General features: G+C 64.6%; 12 protein-coding genes and 4 pseudogenes. 7 read left to right on the top strand and 9 right to left on the bottom strand.

The window, feature by feature from the left end; genetic code table 11:
* A partial coding sequence (locus HCU76_RS23635; RefSeq protein ID WP_218510745.1) for a DUF1214 domain-containing protein occupies positions 1-633 on the top strand: 633 nt, incomplete at its 5' end.
* Between the two features lie 249 nt (positions 634-882).
* Positions 883-5688: an autotransporter outer membrane beta-barrel domain-containing protein gene (locus tag HCU76_RS23630; RefSeq protein WP_213958968.1), complete on the top strand. Its 4806-nt coding sequence runs from the start codon at positions 883-885 to the stop codon at positions 5686-5688.
* 178 nt (positions 5689-5866) lie between these two features.
* Here the strand turns inward: HCU76_RS23630 and HCU76_RS23625 are convergent, their stop codons facing one another.
* The 4 genes and pseudogenes from HCU76_RS23625 to HCU76_RS23610 form a co-directional block, all read right to left on the bottom strand.
* Positions 5867-6061 carry a hypothetical protein gene (locus tag HCU76_RS23625; protein ID WP_213958969.1) on the bottom strand — a complete coding sequence of 65 codons (195 nt, stop codon included), beginning with the start codon at positions 6059-6061 and terminating at the stop codon, positions 5867-5869.
* Positions 6062-6157: 96 nt separating this feature from the next.
* Positions 6158-7566, bottom strand: a pseudogene (locus HCU76_RS23620) (wax ester/triacylglycerol synthase family O-acyltransferase).
* 170 nt (positions 7567-7736) lie between these two features.
* Positions 7737-9191 carry a DUF1254 domain-containing protein gene (locus tag HCU76_RS23615; protein WP_213958970.1) on the bottom strand — a complete coding sequence of 485 codons (1455 nt, stop codon included), beginning with the start codon at positions 9189-9191 and terminating at the stop codon, positions 7737-7739.
* A gap of 17 nt (positions 9192-9208) precedes the next feature.
* Positions 9209-10633, bottom strand: coding sequence for a DUF1254 domain-containing protein (locus HCU76_RS23610; protein ID WP_256354377.1), 1425 nt, complete (start codon positions 10631-10633; stop codon positions 9209-9211).
* A gap of 132 nt (positions 10634-10765) precedes the next feature.
* Between HCU76_RS23610 and HCU76_RS23605 the strand changes: the two genes are divergently transcribed.
* On the top strand, positions 10766-11491 hold the full coding sequence (locus tag HCU76_RS23605) for a TetR/AcrR family transcriptional regulator (RefSeq protein ID WP_213958971.1): 726 nt from the start codon (positions 10766-10768) through the stop codon (positions 11489-11491).
* A 93-nt stretch (positions 11492-11584) separates the two neighbouring features.
* A pseudogene (locus tag HCU76_RS36770) lies at positions 11585-11826 on the top strand (IS701 family transposase); the annotation flags it as partial.
* 231 nt (positions 11827-12057) lie between these two features.
* Here the strand turns inward: HCU76_RS36770 and HCU76_RS23595 are convergent.
* Together HCU76_RS23595 and HCU76_RS23590 are read right to left on the bottom strand one after the other, a co-directional pair.
* A complete protein-coding gene (locus tag HCU76_RS23595) occupies positions 12058-13326 on the bottom strand; it encodes a porin (RefSeq protein ID WP_213958972.1) in 1269 nt (422 codons plus the stop codon).
* A gap of 569 nt (positions 13327-13895) precedes the next feature.
* Entirely contained in the window at positions 13896-14630 is a 735-nt protein-coding gene (locus HCU76_RS23590; RefSeq protein ID WP_213958973.1) for a TetR/AcrR family transcriptional regulator, read from the bottom strand.
* 85 nt (positions 14631-14715) lie between these two features.
* Here HCU76_RS23590 and HCU76_RS23585 point away from each other — a divergent pair.
* Both HCU76_RS23585 and HCU76_RS23580 read left to right on the top strand, forming a co-directional pair.
* Positions 14716-14979, top strand: a pseudogene (locus HCU76_RS23585) (LysR substrate-binding domain-containing protein); the annotation flags it as partial.
* Positions 14980-15128: 149 nt separating this feature from the next.
* Positions 15129-15860: pseudogene (locus tag HCU76_RS23580) on the top strand (SDR family NAD(P)-dependent oxidoreductase).
* Positions 15861-15959: 99 nt separating this feature from the next.
* Here HCU76_RS23580 and HCU76_RS23575 read toward each other — a convergent pair.
* Genes HCU76_RS23575 through HCU76_RS23565 form a run of 3 tightly spaced genes read right to left on the bottom strand, consistent with a single transcriptional unit; the run spans position 15960 to position 18047 of the window.
* Entirely contained in the window at positions 15960-16415 is a 456-nt protein-coding gene (locus HCU76_RS23575; protein WP_213958975.1) for an Rrf2 family transcriptional regulator, read from the bottom strand.
* Positions 16416-16429: 14 nt separating this feature from the next.
* On the bottom strand, positions 16430-17650 hold the full coding sequence (locus tag HCU76_RS23570) for an NnrS family protein (protein ID WP_213958976.1): 1221 nt from the start codon (positions 17648-17650) through the stop codon (positions 16430-16432).
* Positions 17643-18047 (bottom strand): group III truncated hemoglobin, encoded by a 405-nt coding sequence (locus HCU76_RS23565; protein WP_213958977.1) that lies wholly within the window; start codon positions 18045-18047, stop codon positions 17643-17645. Before HCU76_RS23565 ends, HCU76_RS23570 begins: the two co-directional genes overlap by 8 nt.
* Before the next feature lie 104 nt (positions 18048-18151).
* Here HCU76_RS23565 and HCU76_RS23560 point away from each other — a divergent pair, with 104 nt between their 5' ends.
* Positions 18152-18487: a cupin domain-containing protein gene (locus HCU76_RS23560; protein ID WP_213958978.1), complete on the top strand. Its 336-nt coding sequence runs from the start codon at positions 18152-18154 to the stop codon at positions 18485-18487.
* Positions 18488-18618 lie beyond the last annotated feature (131 nt).

The following is an 18618-nucleotide window of genomic DNA, read 5'->3' as shown; positions in this document are numbered from 1 at the left end:
TTTGCACCCGACCCGAAGCGCCGCGCACTTCTGACGGAAGCGTCCCGGGTCGCAGCCGCGACGGCGCGCATGGTCGCCTATGGCGGCAAGGACCCCGACGCTGTCGTCTATCCCGATCGACGCTGGCAGTGGGCCTTCGTTGGCGGTAGCTATCTGTTCGACAGCCAGGGCTACGAGAACGTCGATCGCCGCGCCGCATTCGCCTACGCGGCCACCGGCAACACGCCGGCCATGGCGTCGAAGGTCGTCGGCGCTGGCTCGCAATACATGTGGACACCGCGTGATTCGAAGGGCAACTACCTTGACGGCAAGAAGTCCTATCGACTTCGCATTCCGGCCAACCCGCCGGTCAAGGACTTCTGGTCGGTGATCGTCTACGACGCCAAGAGCCGGTCCATGCTGCAGAACGGGCAGCGCTTTCCGAGCGTGAGCCTCTATTCCAAACCCGACGCGAACGCCGACGGTTCCATCGATGTCTATTTCGGCCCCAACGCCCCGCCGGGCAAGGACAGGAACTGGGTCAAGACCTTGCCGGATCGCGGGTGGTTCCCGATTCTGCGGTTCTACGGGCCGTTGCAACCATTCTTCGACAAAACGTGGCAGCCCGAAGACATTGTGGAGGTTTTCAACTAGGCAAAGCATGCCGCGTCACGCCGCAGCCGCGACCGGAAGGCAAGGGGTTGTATGGGAGGAGAGACACCCCTGGACGCTGAACGAAAAGGTGCGTGTGTGCAAATTAAGCATAGTGCCGGCAATCGCGTGCGGCGCGCACGTGAGTATGACAACAAAGGATCTTGAATGTCATCTTTGCTTTCAGCTATGCCCGCGCGGAAGCCGCGCACCAACTGTGCGGGTCGCCAACGCCTCGCACCCTTGGCCACAATGTCGGCGTATGTCGTCGCCGGCACGCTTGCATCGACGATCTACAGAAACGCCAGGGCCGACTGCCTGCCCAACCCTCCTACCGATGGCCAGACGGTCACATGCAGCGGGCCCGCTCCGACCACCGTGCAACTCGATGCGTCCGCGGCCTCCGGCGTGACGGTCAATGTCAACCCAGATGCGGTGATCACGGGGAATCACGATCTGATCCTGCTTGGCGCGGGCGCACAGCTCAACAACTACGGAAGCATTCAACCGGTCTCCACGGACGAAGCGTACTTTGGCGTGATCGCTTTCGGCGAAAACAGCACGCTGCGTAACTATGGAACGCTCGCCACAAGCGGGTTCAACTCTCTGAGTTTCGTCAGCATCGCGAACAACAACGTGCTGCGCAATGAAGTCGGGGGAAGGATCACAATTTCGGGCGATTTCGCCGCCGGCCTGCTTGGCTCCAACAACGAAGGCAACCAACTGATCAACGCAGGTCGGATTACGTTGAACACCTTTCAGGGCTCGGGGATGTTCGTAGAGCTTAGCAATCGCTCGGTGCTGACAAACACCGCCACCGGAGTGATCGAATCCAATCTGGATGAAGCCTTCGGGATGGCCGCAGATACCGGCGACGGCCACACGCTGCGCAACGACGGAACCATCGTCACGCGCGGCCAAGGTTCGCACGGGATGCTGCTCAACGACACGACCAACTCGTCGATGATCAACGCAGGATCGATCACGACTTCCGGCGGAAGTTCTGAAACCGTGAATCGTGCGTTCGGCATGTTCGTGAGCGGCGGATCCGGCAACACAGTGGAAAACATGGCCGGCGGCGTTGTCACTGCCAGCGGTATTGGCTCCAGCGCCATGGAAATCGCCAGCAGCGCCGGCAACCTGCTGCGCAACGAGGGAATTCTGAACGTCAGTGGCACGGGCGCACACGGCCTCTACGTTTTGTCCGGCGCGCGCAATACGCTGGAAAACCGCGGCACGGTCAACGTCAGCGGCCAGCGTGGCAACGGCATGCGTGCGGACGACGGCGATAGCACCTTCATTAACAGCGGCGATCTCCTGGTCGGAGGCCGGGACGCCTTCGGTGTCTACATGCAGGGCAACAACAACACCTTGCTGAACACCGGCACCATCCGGGCTTCGGGCGTCAATTCCGACGGGGTGCTGTCCAACACCACGGGCGGCGGCTTCGTGGCACGGATCGAGAACACGGGCATCATCATCAGCGAGCGCAGCTTTGCAGTGCGCGGCGTGAACGGGCAGGAGACGCTGATCAACTCCGGCCTGATCCGCAGCGACGCCGGCACTGCTATAGACCTGCGCGCTGGCAACGACACGCTGGTTCTTCAAACGGGCTCGCAGGTCATCGGCCTCGCCGACGGCGGCACGGGGACAGACGGCGTGATCCTGCAAGGAACAGGCACGGCCTCCAACACCTTTGCCAACTTCGAGACCCTGCGCATGACCGGGACCGACTGGACCTTTTCAGGCAGCGGTGCGTTCAACGACACGCAGGTTGAAAGCGGTGTGCTGCGCGTCAGTGGCGCGCTGACCAGCCCTGTCACCGTGCGGTCAGGAACGCAGTTGCATATCGGCACCGGCGGGGCGAGCGGCACAGTGGCAGGCAACATCGTGGACAACGGCGCGCTGGTCTTCAATCGCAGCGACGCGTTGACCTATTCAGGCGTCGTCAGCGGAGCCGGAAGTCTGACCCAGGCCGGCACCGGCACGACGACGCTGACAGGCGCGAATACCTACGCGGGAAACACCACCGTCGAGGCGGGCACGCTGAGCGTGCGAGGTTCGATCAACTCGCCGGCCGCGACGGTCATGGTCGGCAATTCCGGCGCCGGCGCGCTGAGGATCGAAGGCGGCGGGAAGGTGAACAACTCGGTGAGCGTCATCGGGCAGGCCGCGGGTTCGCAAGGCGCCGTGACGGTGACCGGCAGCGGATCGACCTGGGTCACCGGCAGCGGTCTGACCATCGGCAACGACGGCGCAGGCGCGCTGACGGTCGAGAACGGCGGGACTGTTCGCAGCCAGTTCGCGATAGCCGCAGGGCAACCCACCGGCCAGGCCACGTTGCGCGTCAGCGGCACGGGTTCCAATTGGACGACAACGGACTTACTGAGCATATTGTCGGGAACGTCCACGTTGACGGTCGACCAAGGCGGCCTCGTGCGCGGCGGCAGTTTCGTGATCGGCGAGAACGCAGACGCGCACGCTGCGGCGCAGGTCACGGGACCCCGCTCGACCCTGGTGAGCGACTCGACCTTTGAAGTGGCGCGATCGGGAACGGGCTCGCTGCTCGTTTCGGGCGGCGCTGCGGTCACCAGCGCACAAGGCTTCGTCGGTCGGCTCGCCGGCGGGCAGGGCGACGCCACCGTCACTGGCGCAGGTTCGAGCTGGACGAACACCGGGCCAGACTTGACCGTCGGCAATGGCGGGACCGGCACGCTCACGGTCAACGAAGGTGCCTTGGTCAGTGCCCCTGCGACCTACCTGGCCTACTTTGCTGGCTCGAACGGCACGCTCAATATCGGTGCCGCGCTGGGCAGCGCGCCGGTCGCTCCGGGCACGCTCAGCACGTCCACTGTGAGCCTTGGCGCCGGCACAGGCGCTATCAATTTCAATCACACGTCGAGTGCGTACGAATTTGCGCCGGTCGTCAGCGGCAACGGCAGCGTCAATGCGCTGTCTGGCACGACCATCTTCACGGCCGACAACACCTACACCGGCAGCACGCGGATCGCGCTCGCCGGTGCGCTGCAGCTTGGCAACGGCGGCACCACCGGCAGCGTCGTGACGGACGTGATCGACGATGGACTGCTGACCTTCAACCGTTCCAACACGCTGATCTACGAAGGCGCGATCTCCGGCGCAGGCGCGATGGTCAAGACAGGCGCCGGGATGCTGATCCTCCAGGGCGCGAGCAGCTACTCGGGCAGCACGACGGTCAGCGCCGGCACACTTGTCGTCGGGGATGCGAGCAGTCCGGGCGCGACGCTGGGCGGCGGCGGTACGGTCACGGTCAACGCGGGTGCCGCCATGGGTGGTTACGGCAGTGTGACGGGCAGCGTGATCAATAACGGGTCGCTCAAGGTGGCCGATGCGATCGCAGATACCACCCCGGCCAACTCGGCTGCCAACGCGCTGCGCGGCAAGCCGACACTGTCTCTTGCGAAGCCTGCAATCCTGGCCGGTGGCAATGGCGGCTTCACCATACATGGCCTCTTGCAGAACGCGGGCCTCGCGCAGATCGGTGCTGCCGGCGGCACGCCAGGCAATTCGATGACGGTGACCAGCTACGCCGGCCTGCCCGGCAGCATGCTGGCGCTCAACACTTTCCTGGGCCCGGACAATTCGCCGTCCGACAAGCTGGTCATCAATGGCGGCACGGCGACGGGTTCGTCTGCCATGCGGATCGCCGGCACCGGCGGCGGCGCGTTGACAACGGGCGACGGACTCCTCGTGGTCGATGCGGCCAATGGCGGCACGACCAATGCGGGCGCATTCACGCTCGGCAATCGCGTGGCAGCAGGTGCGTACGAATACCAATTGAACCGAGGCGGGGCGGCCAATGCGAACAGCTGGTACTTGCGCACGACTTTGACGGCACCGCCAGCGCCGCCACCTGCGGAGCCGCCGCCCGCACCACCGCCGCCACCGCCGGTTGCACCAGCCCCGCCGGCCCCACAGGGCGCACCCACCGGCGAGGCGCCACCGCCTGCAACAGCGCCATCACCCGATCCCGCAGCAACGCCAACGCCATCGCCGTTGGCATCGGTGCCCAACTACCGCGTGGAGGTGCCGCTCGACATGGCATTGCCGTTGCTCGCCAACCGACTCGGCATCGCGATGCTCGGCACATACCATGACCGCGCCGGCGAAGACAACGTCGACCCTGCCATGGAGGGCCAGCGGCACGAGGGAACATGGGCGCGCGTGTATGGCGCGAGCCGACAGGCGAACGAGCGCGGCAGCGCTGCCCTCGTCGACCAGCTTGTCGACTTCCGCCGCCATGGGCCCGCCTACGACTTCACCGAAGGCGGCATGCAGGCGGGCGTCGATCTGCTACGCACCACAGACGGGGCCGGCAGGAGCGACGTGGCGGGCACCTACGTGGCGATCGGGCACATCGACGGCAATGTCGACAGCGTCTATGGCGGCAAGGCCGGCACGGCGTCGATGTACGGCTATTCGCTGGGTGGTTACTGGACGCGCAAGGGCGCTTCGGGTTGGTATGTCGACGGCGTGTTGCAGGCCACGCGCTACGACAGCGTCAAGACCCACTCTGCCCTGGGCGAGGATTTGAAGACGAGCGGCTGGGGCGCAGCCGCATCTGTCGAGGCTGGCTATCCCTTCGCGCTCGGGGCGGGATGGGACGTGGAGCCGCAGGCGCAACTCGTTTACCAATGGACGCGGCTGGACGACAGTGGCGACCTCCGTGGTGGGGTCGCATTCGACGACACCCACAGGGGCTACGCCCGCCTTGGCGCACGGCTGACGCGCAGCATTGGAGAAGGCGCAGGCGCAAGCGGCTACACGGCCTGGGCCCGCTTCAACGTGTGGCACGCCTTCGCCCCCGACGCGACCACCACGTTCACCAATCTCCAGGGCTTGAACGCGGTCGCGTTGACCGCTCCGCTCGGCGCGACCTGGGCGCAGGTCGGCATTGGCATGTCGGGCCGCGTCGCGCGCAACCTGACGGCATTTGGCTCGATCGACTACAACCGATCGCTCGACAGCAGCGGCGGCAATGGCTGGAGCGGTCGAGTGGGTGTGCACTGGGCTTGGTGAGTGGGGGCTCAGGTGAAGCGGCAAATGGCGGCGGCGGCAAGCCGAACCGGTCGACCAGGTCCTGGTACACGGCCATCGCGTTGCGGTTGAGCTTCAACTGCGACTCGATGAAGGCGCGGAGCGGCTCGCATGCCGGCGTGATGCTGCTCGGCGCTGAGCCGGGCGGCCGGGTCGATGGTCAATGCGGAGCAGTTTGGATCGGCCTGCTGCCGATTGCGCCCGGCGGCTCGGCGTCGCCTTGGCTGGCGAACTGCTTCTGATTATGATAGCCGCGAATGGTGTTACGCGAGATGCCCGTGACGCGCGCGATCTCTCGCTGCGTTGCGCCGTTGTGCAGCAGCGTCCAGATGCTGGTTTGTAGATGTGCATTCATCACTTGTCCTGCTGGAGACCGCCTCCCGTCATGGTGAAGACCTGATGGCAGCAAGACGGAAACCCTGACGAGGACTCCGATTTGAAAGGACTGCCCTCAATGCCGCGACGCGGCCTTGCGTGGGGAGACCTTGGCGGTGGACGGGGCCGCCGGCGCGTCGAGCGCATTCACATGCGCGAGCAGCGCGCGGTGCTCCTCGACGACATATTCGGCGATGTCCGCCACGTCCGGCACCGCGCGGCGACAGGCAATGAGACCGAAATCCAGCATGCCGTTGTAGCTTTGCACGGTCATGTTGAGCGCCATGCCATGGCTCGGAATCGAGACGGGGTAGTAGGTCAGAAGCTTCGCGCGGGCGAAGTAGAGCCCGACCTGCGGTCCCGGCACGTTCGAGATCAGCACATTGGCGACCGGGGGCAGCCGGTCCGCGAGCTGCGAGCGGCCATACATCGAGACCAGGCCCGACATCAGCCAGGGCGCGCCGAACGAAGGAAAGTCGGTCGGTATCGAGGTCTTGATGCTGCCCATCAGGGATTTCGCAGCGGCCGACGATTCGGCAATGGCCTTGATTCTCTGCACCGGATCGGCCACGTCGGTCGCCAACGTCATGATCGTCATCGAGACCTGGTTATTCGACGAGGTATCGCCGGACTCTCTCAGCGTGACCGGGATAGCCGCCGTCATCGGCTTCTTCGGAAGGCTGCCGGTATCGGACAGGTAGCGGCGCAGTGCGCCCGCGCAGAGGCCGAGCACCACGTCGTTGAGGCTCGCGCCCAGCCGCTTGCCGATCACCTTGACCTCGGCCATCGGGATCGAGCGCGCTGCATAGGCGCGCTGGTTCGTGATCGCCACGTTGAGCGGGGTTCGCGGACCGAGGATGTTGATATTTTTCGGAATACTCCAGCGCGTGCTGCCCCCGCTCTTCGGTTGCGGGATGACGAGGCTCTTCACCGCGCGCGCCATGTCAGGAAAGGTCTTCACCAGCTTCACGTACTGCTGCAGCGTGTTGGTCAGCGCGGCGCCCGCGAGTTCGGCCACGCCGAGCTGCTGGTGCTTGCCGCGCGCGATCTGCCGCGGAGGCTTGATGGCGCGGGGCTCGGGCGTCAGGTCCATGATCGCGTGCGCGAATGCAGTGCCCGCCTGGCCGTCCATGCCCGCGTGATGCAGCTTCGAATACAGCGCGACGCCGCCACCCTGCAGCCCGTCGATCACGAAGAACTCCCACAGCGGCCGGCTGCGATCCAGCAGCGTCGAATGCAGTCGCGCCACGTACTGCTCGAGCTGCTTCATCGTGCCGGACCGCGGCAGCGAGACGCGCCGCACGTGGTAGTCGAGGTCCACCTCGTCGTCCTCCACCCACACCGGGTTGGACAGCTCGAAGGGCATCAGGGCGAGCTTGCGCGTGAAGACTGCATGCGGCTCGCGACATGCGCCTTCACGTCCTCGTAGAAGTCCCGATCGTAGCCAGCAGGGAGTTCCAGCAAATGCAGGCCGCCTACGTGCATCGGCGTCTCTGGCGTTTCAGCGTGCAGGAAGGTTGCATCAAGGCCGCTGAGGTGTTTCATTCAGGCATCCTGGAGGTTGTGGCGCAACGATCGGGGCGGTGCGAAGGATAGTGCAAACCGAAGCGGTCTTCACGGGGCGGGCGGTTGTTCGGGAGCTGCGACGCTTGCCGCTATTTCACCAACTCGAAGTCGCCCGGCGCCCAGCTCTTGTCGAACGCAGCCTGCTCCGGTCCGTAGATGCGGATGTAGGCGAACCAGCCCTTGCCGGGCGTCGTCTTGATCCACCGGCTTTCCTTGCCCGGCGGCGCGGTCGGGCCGACGTAGAGATCCAGCGGCGCGTTCGTAGGCGCATCCTTGAGTTCGAACAGCGAGCGCAGCGCACCCTTGTCCTGGTCCGTCTGCACCTGCGAGCGCGTCGCGGTGTCGTAGACGGTCACGGACCAGAACAACTTGCCTGGAACCGGCGTGGGCATCGTGAGCTTGTAGTTCTTGCCGCCGTCCAGGTACACGCCCTTGGCATCGCGCACGCTCATCCAGTAGAGCGATCCCGCACCGGCGCTGCGGCGGAACATCGCGGGCGAGGTCACGATGGCTTGGGCGAACCAGCGGTCGCGCGCTTCCAGGTCGATGCCCGCAGGCGTCTCGAACTGGGCGCTGCCGGGCACCAGGCCGACCCATTCCCACTGGCGGTCTGGCCAGTTCTTGCGGTCCGCACGCGCACTGTCGAAGGCCGAGACCAGCAACTGGTCGCGACCGGCCCTGGCGGCCTTTTCCAAGATGCCTTTCATGCGGGCGTCGGGATTGAACGGCTTGCCGCGTTCGATGCCCAGCGCGGACAAGAGGCCATACATCGGCAGGTACTGCGGAACCAGCGGCTCGGCGCTGATGACCTTGCTCAGTTGCTGCCAGAACGCAATGTTGTCCTCCCACGCCAGCGACGAGCTGTCGGTGGCTTGCGCCGACGTGTCCACCACCTTCAGCACCTGCGGCTGCGCGGCGGTCGACAGCGGATAGATCTTCACCGCGCGCAATGCGTCGAGGGCCTTGGGGACGTTTCCTCCAACAGGCAACGCGCGCAGCGCGAGCAGGTTCTTGAAAGACTTCGAGCGGCCGACGAAATAGCCGGCCGGCGGGTCGCCCTGGTAGTCCGGCGGCAGGACGAGATGCTTGCCGCCCTTGCCTTGGTCCGGTCCGGGCAGGCCCAGGTCCTGGACCCAGCCCTGGTTGTGATCGTTCACCAGGCCGATGTACGGCCCCGGCGGCAGCTCGATCACCATCGGACCCTGCGAGACGTCCACGACGCCGGAGCCGTAGGGCGTGTCCGAGTTCAGCGTGAAGCCCACCTGCCGTGGGCCGGCAGCGACGATGCTGAAAGCCTGGTTGTCCTGGATGCCGGCAGTCCGCTTGCCATTGAAAACGCCTTCGACGGAAACGGTCGGATACCAGAAGCGGTAAGCCGTCACTGCACGCTGGAAGTCGACGTCGTCACGAACGCGCCGCGACGTGTCCGCCGTGGGATAGCCGCGCTCGAAGACATATGCGCCCGCGGCCGGCGGCGATTGGGCACAGCCGGTCGAAAGGACGGCGGCGGCAGCCGCGACGCAAAGGGAGAGGAAACGGTTCATGGGGAGCTTTCTCATGATCACAGGGCTTCGGTCATGCGCTTCACGCCAGGCGGTACCCAGCCGCCGGTGAATGCTTCCGCGCGCGGCAGGTACACCCGCATCGTCAGCGAGAAGTTGCCGTTCTGCGGTGCCGGCAGCCAGTTCGAATCCCGTCCGCTGCCAGGCGGCTTGCCCTGGATGTAGAGGTCGAGCGAGCCATCCGCGTTGAACTGCAGTGCATCGCGGTCGCCGATGGCAAAGCGGTTGATCGCGTTGGCCACCTGGAAGCCCTGCGTGTCGTACAGGGTCACCGACCAGAACGCATCGGCCGGCGGCAGCTTGTCCTTGTCGAAGTGCAGCACATAGCTCTTGTCCGCAGAGAATGGCTTGCCATCGGCGTCGACGAAGGTGGTGGGGTAGATCGAGTCTTCGGGCAGGTTGGCGCCGAGTCCGGCGAGCGCGATCACGGCGCGTTGCTCGTAGTTGCTGCCATAGCTGCCGATGCCTTCCGTAAGCACCCTCCATCCGTTCACGCGTGTGCCGAAGTCACGCAGGCGTTTCTGCAGGCGGGCCTTGGCATCCTGCGCCCCGGCGTTGATCGCCTCGATCGTCGCCGGGTCCAGCTTCGATGCGTCGAACGACAGGCCCGGCGCGAGTCCGATGGCTGCGGCGCGCATCAGTGTCGGGTAGTCGCTTGCATGCGGCGGGTTCTTCTTCATCAACTCCGCCAGGCGGGTGAGCATCGTCACGCCGTCAAGCTTGCCGACCTGCACCAGCGGCGGGGTCTTGGCGTCGATGGATGCATCCACGCGCGCCGGCGCGGCCTTGACTTCGGGCTTGCCCCAGCGGCTCAACGGCGTGAGCTTGAAGCCGTCCTGGATCTTGTGGACGTTCGGGAAGTCGGCGGGACCGTTGGTCTGCGTGCGACCCGTAATCCAGGTCATCGACGTAGGCGTCTCGACGCGCGTCACGCCTGCAGGCAATTGCCCCTGCCAGCCGCGCGGCACCATCGCGAAGTTGCCGCCGGTGTTGCCGGTGGTCCGCGTGCCCGGCACCGAAAAGACATCTGTCCACATGTCGAGCGAAGGCACGAGGTAGTAGCGACCGCCACTGTCGGGCACGGTGAGCACGATCGGCTCCTTGCTCACGTCGACCCATGCGAAGGAATACAGCGTGTCGAAGTTGTAGCGCACCACGTCGCGCGATTCGGCGCCGGGGAAGGTGCGGAAGTGCGCGAACTGGTTGACCGGGGCGCGCATGGGCACCGACGTGGCATCCGGCACGTTGGTTTGCTGCTGCATGGTCGTTTCCATCAGCACCATCGGATAGCCATAGATGTAGAGGTCGCTTGCAAGGGCTCTGGCCTTGGCCGGCGAAAGGGGTTCTGCCGCCTGGGCGCTGGCAAGCGGCAGGGCCAACACGGTCACGGACAGCAGGCGTGCGAGTCGTCGACTCAGATTCATGGAGGTCTCCAGATGGGTTTTAATGTGTTGAATTAATGTAATGCCTTACATTAGAATCCACCTATCGCCTCGGAGACACCCGCACTTTCGACAGGACCCGTGCGACAGTTCTTGCCACCCACAATCCATCACATGCAACGCGCCCCCCGCAACAGTTCATCGCCAGCAGCTGCAGCGACCGCTCCCGTCGAAGCCGGCGAGAGCGCGCGCCGCCTCCTGGAAACCGCCGAGCGGCTTTTTGCGGAAGAGGGTGTGGACGGCGTCGCCTTGTCGCGCATCGTGTCGATGTCGGGGCATCGAAACGCGTCCGCGCTGCACTACCACTTCGGGTCACGCCAAGCCATCGTGTCGAACGTGCTAAACATGCGGCTGGACCACATCAACGGGCTGCGCAACGTCATGCTCGACAAGATCGAACGTGAAGGCCGAGGGGGCAATGGGCGCGACGTGTTCGAGGCGGTCGTCCTGCCGTTGCAGCAAACCATTGCTTCGACCGCATGGGGCGCGGACTATGTGCAGGTGCTTGCGCAGTCGGTCCTCAATCCGCGGATCATGCGCAGCGATCTCATCGATCGCGGCAAGCTCACGGGCTTCCTGCGCGTGCGCAAGCTACTGCACGCCGCACTGCCTGGGGTTCCGCCCCCGGTGCTGGACGACCGATTCGTATGGGCCAACGAAAACGTGATCCTCGGCCTGGCCCGCTGGAGCCGGGCTGACGCAGCCGACCGGATGCTTGTCGATGTTGCGCAAGACTTGGTCGACTTTGCCGTTGGCGGGCTCGGTGCGCCGGTTTCGCGCGTGATTCCGGTGCGCAGCCGCGTCAAGGCGATACAGGGCCTCGATCACTTCTTTCGCTGAGCGGCTGTTTTCCGGGAAGCGCCGGCATGTTCCGCTTCACTCCAGCCGGCTGAACCGCGAACATCGTCATTCCCAGCGCCCACGGGTTGCCTTATGCGCTGGCGCATCGACTACCAGGAACTCAAGCAGGAACCGGGGCTCGGGCACTACGAAGGCAGAGCTGGCGGGGGTTCCATCACCATGCCAGCCTGAGCATCGGCGCGTACGGCTTCTTGATGGCCCAGCAACTGCGCCATCCCGAGAGCGCCGGCAAAAAGAACGCTGCACGACGCGAAGAACCTGCCTTACCCACGCATTACAAGCCTCGCGGTAGCCCAGCGTACGCAGCGCCACGTGCCTTCGTCGATCACGACTTTGCGGCTGCTTATCGCCGCGGCCTTGCACAAGACACTACCCCGATGCCCGTGCCGCCTGCGCGCAAACGCAAGCGGACCCGTTTTCGCACAACCCCACAGAGACAAGACGCTGGACTCAAGCCAAGGAGCCTCCTCAAAATGAGGGGCGGTCCACCTCGCCAGTGCTGGATTCGCCCACTCAATGGTCGGGTGCAACTGCCGTTTTTAGGCTCAGAACGCGTGCCGGATCCCGAAGTCGTAGCCGTAGCCACGTCCCGCCCGATAGCCGGGCGCCGAGGAGTTGATCGTGTTGGTGTAGCCCGGACCCGTGTCGGCCGAGGTCACGCTGACCGGCGAGATGGCCGCACCGTTCCCGTTGTCCGTCACCGCGAAGGTGGTGTACAACGCCGTGCGCTTCGACAGGTTGTAGACGTAGCCGATGGCGTACTTGCGCGCCTTCGGCGGCGGCGTGGTCACCGGCACCGCCCCGATGCGCGTGAAGTTGGAAAACTCCCCCTTCACCTGCGCGTACGACGCCTTGATCATGCCCACCCCGATCGGGATGGTCAGGCCGACCAGATAGTTGTTGGTATCGAGGTCGGCCGGCGGGCTCAACGCGGGCGTGAGCGGGAAGTTGGCGATGTTCACGAAGTCGGTCTTGACGTCGACCTTCGAGTACTCGCCAAAGAGTTTCACCGGACCGAAGTCGTACGAGGCGCCGGCGTTGAAGGTGGTCACGTTGGTGGTCGAGCCGAAGCGGTAGTTGTCTGCGACCGTGCTCCCGCCGTAGGCCACGGCCACGTCGAGCGCGCCATTGGCGTAGCCGACGCGTCCGCCCGCATAGCGGCCCAGGCGCGCGTTGTTGGCGGTCGTCGGATCGTTCAGCGCATCCGAGTGGACCACCTCGTTGAACGCATACATCACCTGGCCGTAGAAGCCGCCCAGGCTGGGCGGCAGGAAGTAGCCGACCGAGTTGGACTTGCGCGCGTAGAACCCGCGGTTCAGGGCCAGGGTCGGGAACGCGCTGCCCAGCGTCTGCACGATCAGGCTGCTGCCCGAGCCAGCGTTGCCGAAAGGATCGAAGACCGCGTCGTTCCAGAAGGTCGGGCTGTAGTCACGGCCGAGCCGCACTTCGCCGAAAGGCCCGAGCAGGCTCACCGTCGAGCGCCGGTCGAAGTAGAGCGCGCCGCGGCCCACCGTCGCCACATCGCCCCACATTGAGGACTCCAGCCAGAAGCCCGCGGCCAGCCCGCCGCCAAGGTCTTCCTGACCCCGGAAGCCCACTCGGCCGCCTGCGTTTCCGCCATTGGACAAGGCCCATTGGTTCTGCGTGAGGTCCGGCTTCGGCGTCGCGGGCAGGACGCCGTTGCTCTGGTACTTGCTGTTGGTCTCGTAGTAGCTGACGCCAATGTCGACGACGCCGAACAAGGTCACGGACGATTGCGCCGTGGCCGAACCAATGGCAGATAGCGCAGCCAGGGCAATGATGGTCTTCTTCATGGATGAAATGCTCTTGTTACAGGGAAGCTCTTGCGCCCGGGCAAGAGGAAGCGAAAGACAAAAAACGAATGTGGAGACGTGGACTTGCGGTCGGTCGCTTGCCGCACGGACAACGGTTGTCAAAACCGGTCTGCGGGGCTTCTGGTGCTAGCCTCAAAGCGTGCACTGAAGGAAATCTTCATGGTTTGCAACGAGGTGGATTCGGATTGATTAAGCCTTCATATTAATTTCGCAAATCATCCTTGCCAATGAGATTTGCGGGAATCGGGTTTTCCCCATGAGGGTCTCAAACCGAGTCTCTCAGGTGACGGACGAGAGCGGCCGCCAGTCGCTCGACCAATCGCGCCGTCAAAGTGTCAATACAACGTCTTATTGCCGCGGCCGGTCGCTGTCCCGTGCACGGGATCCTGGGTATCCAAGTCAGCCGTTGGCGCGCCACGAGCGCGAGTGCTGACGGAGGGACCGCGGCGCGGCGGCGTACGGGGACCTGTGGAAATGGACCAATGGATCTGCCCGGTCTCATCAAGACCGCGTGCGCTTCCGTGCCTGTCGGCCGTAGGGATCTGGACCTAGGTGAAGTAGCGTGCCATGCCTGTACGCTTGGAGCGTGGGGCAACTTTGCGCTTCGAATCGGCGTGCGTTACGGGCGCTTGGAGCCCGTTCACACAGTAGTCCACCAAGTCGTCGACCATGCCAGGTTCGCGCAGAGCGGGGCCTTCTTCGCGTACCCACCGTGCCACCGAATACACCACGTTGTCCGACATCCACACGATGCGCTGGTCAAGCACGGGCCGAGGCAGGTCCGCGAGCGCAGCCTGCAGCAATCGACGCGCTCGCAAGATTCCCCCCAAATTCGCGGGTTCGACGACGTCGCTGGTCATGAGACTGGGGCTGAACGTCGTCTGCGCTAGCACCTGGACGTAGTAGCGGCCCCAAGGCGTCTCGCGCACGGTGTCCGTCAAGGCCTGTACGATCGCCGTAACGATGCCGCGGACATCGTCGCCTCTGCCGCGCGCCTCCATCGCATCGAGATGAATATGTCGCAACGCGTTGACGTGACGAAGTCGCCGGTTGATAAGGCTTGCCAGCAGGTCCGGCAGTTTTCCGAAGTGGTAGAGAACTGCAGCACGGTTCTTCTGGCCGGCCGCAGTCACGATGCTATGCGTGGTAACCGCTTCAATCCCTTTCTCGGCGAACAGGCGCTCCGCGACTTCGAGGATTCGAACCGCGGCCTCAGACGGCTCTCCTGCTTTGAGAAAGAGGACCCGCGGCCCGTGAGTCGGATTCGGGAGCTTGTTGACCATTGGGCGGCGCGGGAGTAAATCTACTAGATGATGAAACGAAAGATTCACCCGTAATATAAGGGCTTAGTGGAGCGGGCGTGGGCCGGATGGCCCCGTTCGCTCGAACGACGCCGAACACTTGCGCGCCGCGGTCATCGGCGGCGTCGGGATTTGCCAAGCCGCAAGCTGGCTGTTCGCGCCAGAGATTGCATCGGGCCAGGTCAAGGAACTCCTGAGCGAGTTTGCCCCTCATCCTTTCCCCATCCATGCCGTCAGCCCGAGCGGCCGCCGAGTGCCTAGTCGCGTGCGCGTGTTCACCGACTTCCTGGCCGAGGTCTGTGAGTCCGAGCCGCACCTTCGTGTGCGATGAGAATCGACCGCCGCGGTGCGGGAACATTCCAGGCCGGCATGCATTGAATGCCCCTGTCCGGTCTTCTGCCAGAAGCGCTGAACCTCTACCTTTCGCTCCATGCCACGCGTCGTGGCAGCCAGCCATTGAATCTGTGAAAGGTGTGCATCATGTCAAAACTCAACGGAAAGGTCGCCGTCATCACCGGTGGCAGCAGCGGCATCGGCCTTGCCACAGCCAGACGCTTCGTGGAAGAAGGCGCCTACGTTTTCATCACCGGCCGTCGCCAGTCAGAACTGGAGAAGGCCAAGGCTTATTTCGGCCGCAACGTGTCAACCGTCCAGGGTGACGTTTCCAATCTGGAAGACCTACACCGCCTGTTTGCCCAAGTCAAGGCAGAGAAGGGCGTGGTGGACATCGTCGTCACCAGCGCCGGCTTTGTCGAACACGCGCCGCTGGCCGTAGCAACTCCCGGGCACTTCGATAAACTTTCGGCGTCAACGCCCGCGGCGTGTTCTTCACTGTGCAGAAGGCGCTTCCGCTGATGACGCGCGGTGGCGCCGTGGTGCTGGTATCTTCGGGCATGCACATGAAGGGCCTATGCGGTCACCAAGGCTGCGGTGCGCTCATTCGCTCGGACCTGGGCGATGGAACTGAAGGAAGCCGGCATTCGCGTGAACACGCTGTCGCCGGGCGCCATCGAGACGTCCATCATCGACGGCCCCCTCAAGACGAAGGACGAGGCTGATGGCGCTCGCAAGATGTTTGCTGGCATGACTCCGCTCGGGCGCATGGGGCGTCCGGCGGAGATGGCTGCGGCGGCGCTGTTCCTGGCTTCGGACGAAAGTAGCTTCTCGACCGGCATGGACTTGGTCGCCGATGGCGGCGTGACGCAAGTCTGATGCTTCGACCGGCCGTTCTTCAGGACCAGCACCTCGAAGAATACGGTGCCGATCAAACCAAGGCGGCCAGCAGATGCAGGACGAGCAGGATGGGATGGCTCATGACAGCGCGCGCCGGTGCACGCTCACGCGGCGCCAATCGAGGCGTGTAGCATCGGTCGTCTCCAGCGCGTCGGCCAGCGTGAATCCGTCCAAGTGCGCCAGAAAGCGCTGCAAGGCGCCGTCGAGCACGCCGGCCAGCCCGCAGTGGCCCGTCAGCGCGCAGGCACTGCCTGTCGCGAAGCACTCGACCAGTTCGAAGTCGGGCTCCACGCCGCGCACCAGCGTCCCGAGGTTGATGTCCTCGGGTCGGTGGGCCAGTCGCATGCCCCCTCCCTTGCCGCGCACGGTTTTGATCCACCCCTGCTGGCCAAGCTGGTGGGTGATCTTCATCAGGTGAGCCTCCGAGATGCCGTAAGCCTGGGCCACGTCGGTGATCGTACATAGGCGATCGGGACGCTGCGCGACGTAGATCAGCAGGCGCAGCGCGTAGTCGGTCATCGTAGTCAGGTGCATCGAAAATTCTCCGGTCAGCGCGACGCGCGCAGCGCAACATCTGCGACAGGCCTGTCGGCCCGCGGGCGGATCAACATCGGGAAGAAGCGCCACAGGTAGAGCGCAAAGGCCAGCACCCATGCGCCTGCCGAGGCGTGCAGCGCGCCGAGGGCGATGGTTGTGGGCAGCAGCGCCACCAGGCGCAGTGCCGCGGCCACGATGACCAACGCGTAGCTGATCACCATGGCGCGGTCGGTTTCCAGCGGCCTGCCCAGATGGCCGAGTGCGGTGCGCGTCACCATTCCGATGATCAGAACCGAAAACCCCGCGGTGCCGATGACATGCGCCGGCCATGCGGCCCGCACAATCCAGCCCATCGCCTGCACGGCGGCCACGAGCAGTCCTGCGCCTAGCGCGGCATAGCCGGCGTACAGGATCCAGAGCAGTGGCACGCGTAGCACTGCCCACGGCCGCCACGCCAGCACCTGGATCAGTGCGAGGCCGCCGGCCGCCGCCAGTGCACCCGCCGTGACGGAGCGAATTTGCAGCAGGCCGCCAAGCACCGCGATCAGGCCGGCGCCGATCTGCCAATGGCCGCTGCGGGTATGCATCGGGATCGTCAAACCAGGAACGGCGCGCATGGCAAAGAATGGAATGACGCGCCGTGCCACCAGCAACGCGATCACGGCCATGCACAGCAAGCCCAGGTTGAAGCGCTGCAGCAGCAGTGCGTGGTCGCCTTGACGCGCGGCCAGAAGGTAGAGCGCGTCGGCCACTCCGAGTCCCAGGACCAGGAGCGGGAGGCCGTAATTGCGGCGGCTGCGGGCACCATAGATGGCCCTGCCCAATGCCGCTGCGGCCCAGGCAAAGAAGGCAAGTTCACTGCAGGCTGCAACCCAGAAGGCGATGGCGCCCGGCACCAGGTAGCCGATGCGCGCGATCGACCACAGCGCTAGCAAGATGCCGAGCGCGGTGCCGCTCAACGGATTGATTCCGGTCCAATTGCTTGTGGCCGTCAGCAGAAAGCCTACGGCGATGGCGGCAATGAAAGCCCAGAGCATCTCATGCGCGTGCCAGAGCACGCCCGGCAGGGCCCCCGTGAGGAGCTGCGGTGCACAGACCCACAGCGCTATCGAAACGGCGGCCCAGAGGCAGCCAGCCAGATACAGCGGGCGAAACCCGAGTTCCAGAAATGCCTGCCATTGCGGCGAGGTCTGCGCACGCGCTGGCTCGGCGATGCGGAGCAGTTCAGACATCCTGCAATTCCGTCGGCGCAGTCGCCGGGCGGAGGCTCATCTGATAGCCGTACCAGAGACTTTGGGCGATGCGCTGGGCCATCTCGTACGCAAATTCGCCCATGGCCCGATTGGGTTGTGCGGCGGTCGTCTCGCGAAACAAGCGCAGCCAGCGCTCGAACGATTCGGCGCTCAGATCGGGCAGGGCCACGTGCTTGGGCATGGGCGTGCCGTTGAAGCGACGCGTACCGCGCAGGATCGACGACCAGAAGTCCACCAGCTTCGCGAGGTGATGGTCCCAGTCGCCGACACGGGCGTTGAAAGTCGGCCCAATCAACTCGTCCTGGCGCACCGCCTCGTAGAAGCTGTGCACCATGCGTGCAATTTCCTGTTCGGTGCAGAGGTCCGGCGAGCCCAAGTTAGTTCTCCGACATAAGATTCATATAATATATATCTTACGCCTGCCGGACCGCATTACAAGGTCGCGGCATTGATCCATCTCAACTGAACGGGAGGCACGCCATGGCCTTGAAGCACGCCCAACTCCTCGATGTGATCGATCTTCATGCCACGCATGAGGCACGCGGCACCTCTGTCAGCAGCAGCCTGTTGAAGACGGCGCACATGCAACTGATGCAACTGAACCTGCCACAAGGACATAGGCTGCCGGCGCATCATGTCCCCGGCGAGATCACCATCCAGTGCGTGGCGGGCGAGGTGAACGTGGTCACCTCGCAATGCAGGCGCCAGCTGGGCGCGGGCCAACTGATGGCGCTGCCGGGTGGCGAATCGCACGAGATCGAGGCCTCGCGGGATGCTTTGCTGCTCGTCACCGTGCTGCGCGTCGGCAGGGGATGAAGCTCACTTGCGTGACCGCGATTCGCGGCCACGCGGATTTGCATTGGCCAGTACGTCGCTGTCGACGGTCTCCAACAGGTAGCACGCTCCCATTCACTGTGACCGCCGGCATCGCAGCATGACGCGCTGCA

This window comes from Variovorax sp. dw_308, assembly GCF_019207085.1.
Classification (GTDB): domain Bacteria; phylum Pseudomonadota; class Gammaproteobacteria; order Burkholderiales; family Burkholderiaceae_C; genus Variovorax.
Note: the sequence above shows the minus strand (reverse complement) of the source record. Positions and strands in the feature narration are given on the sequence as shown.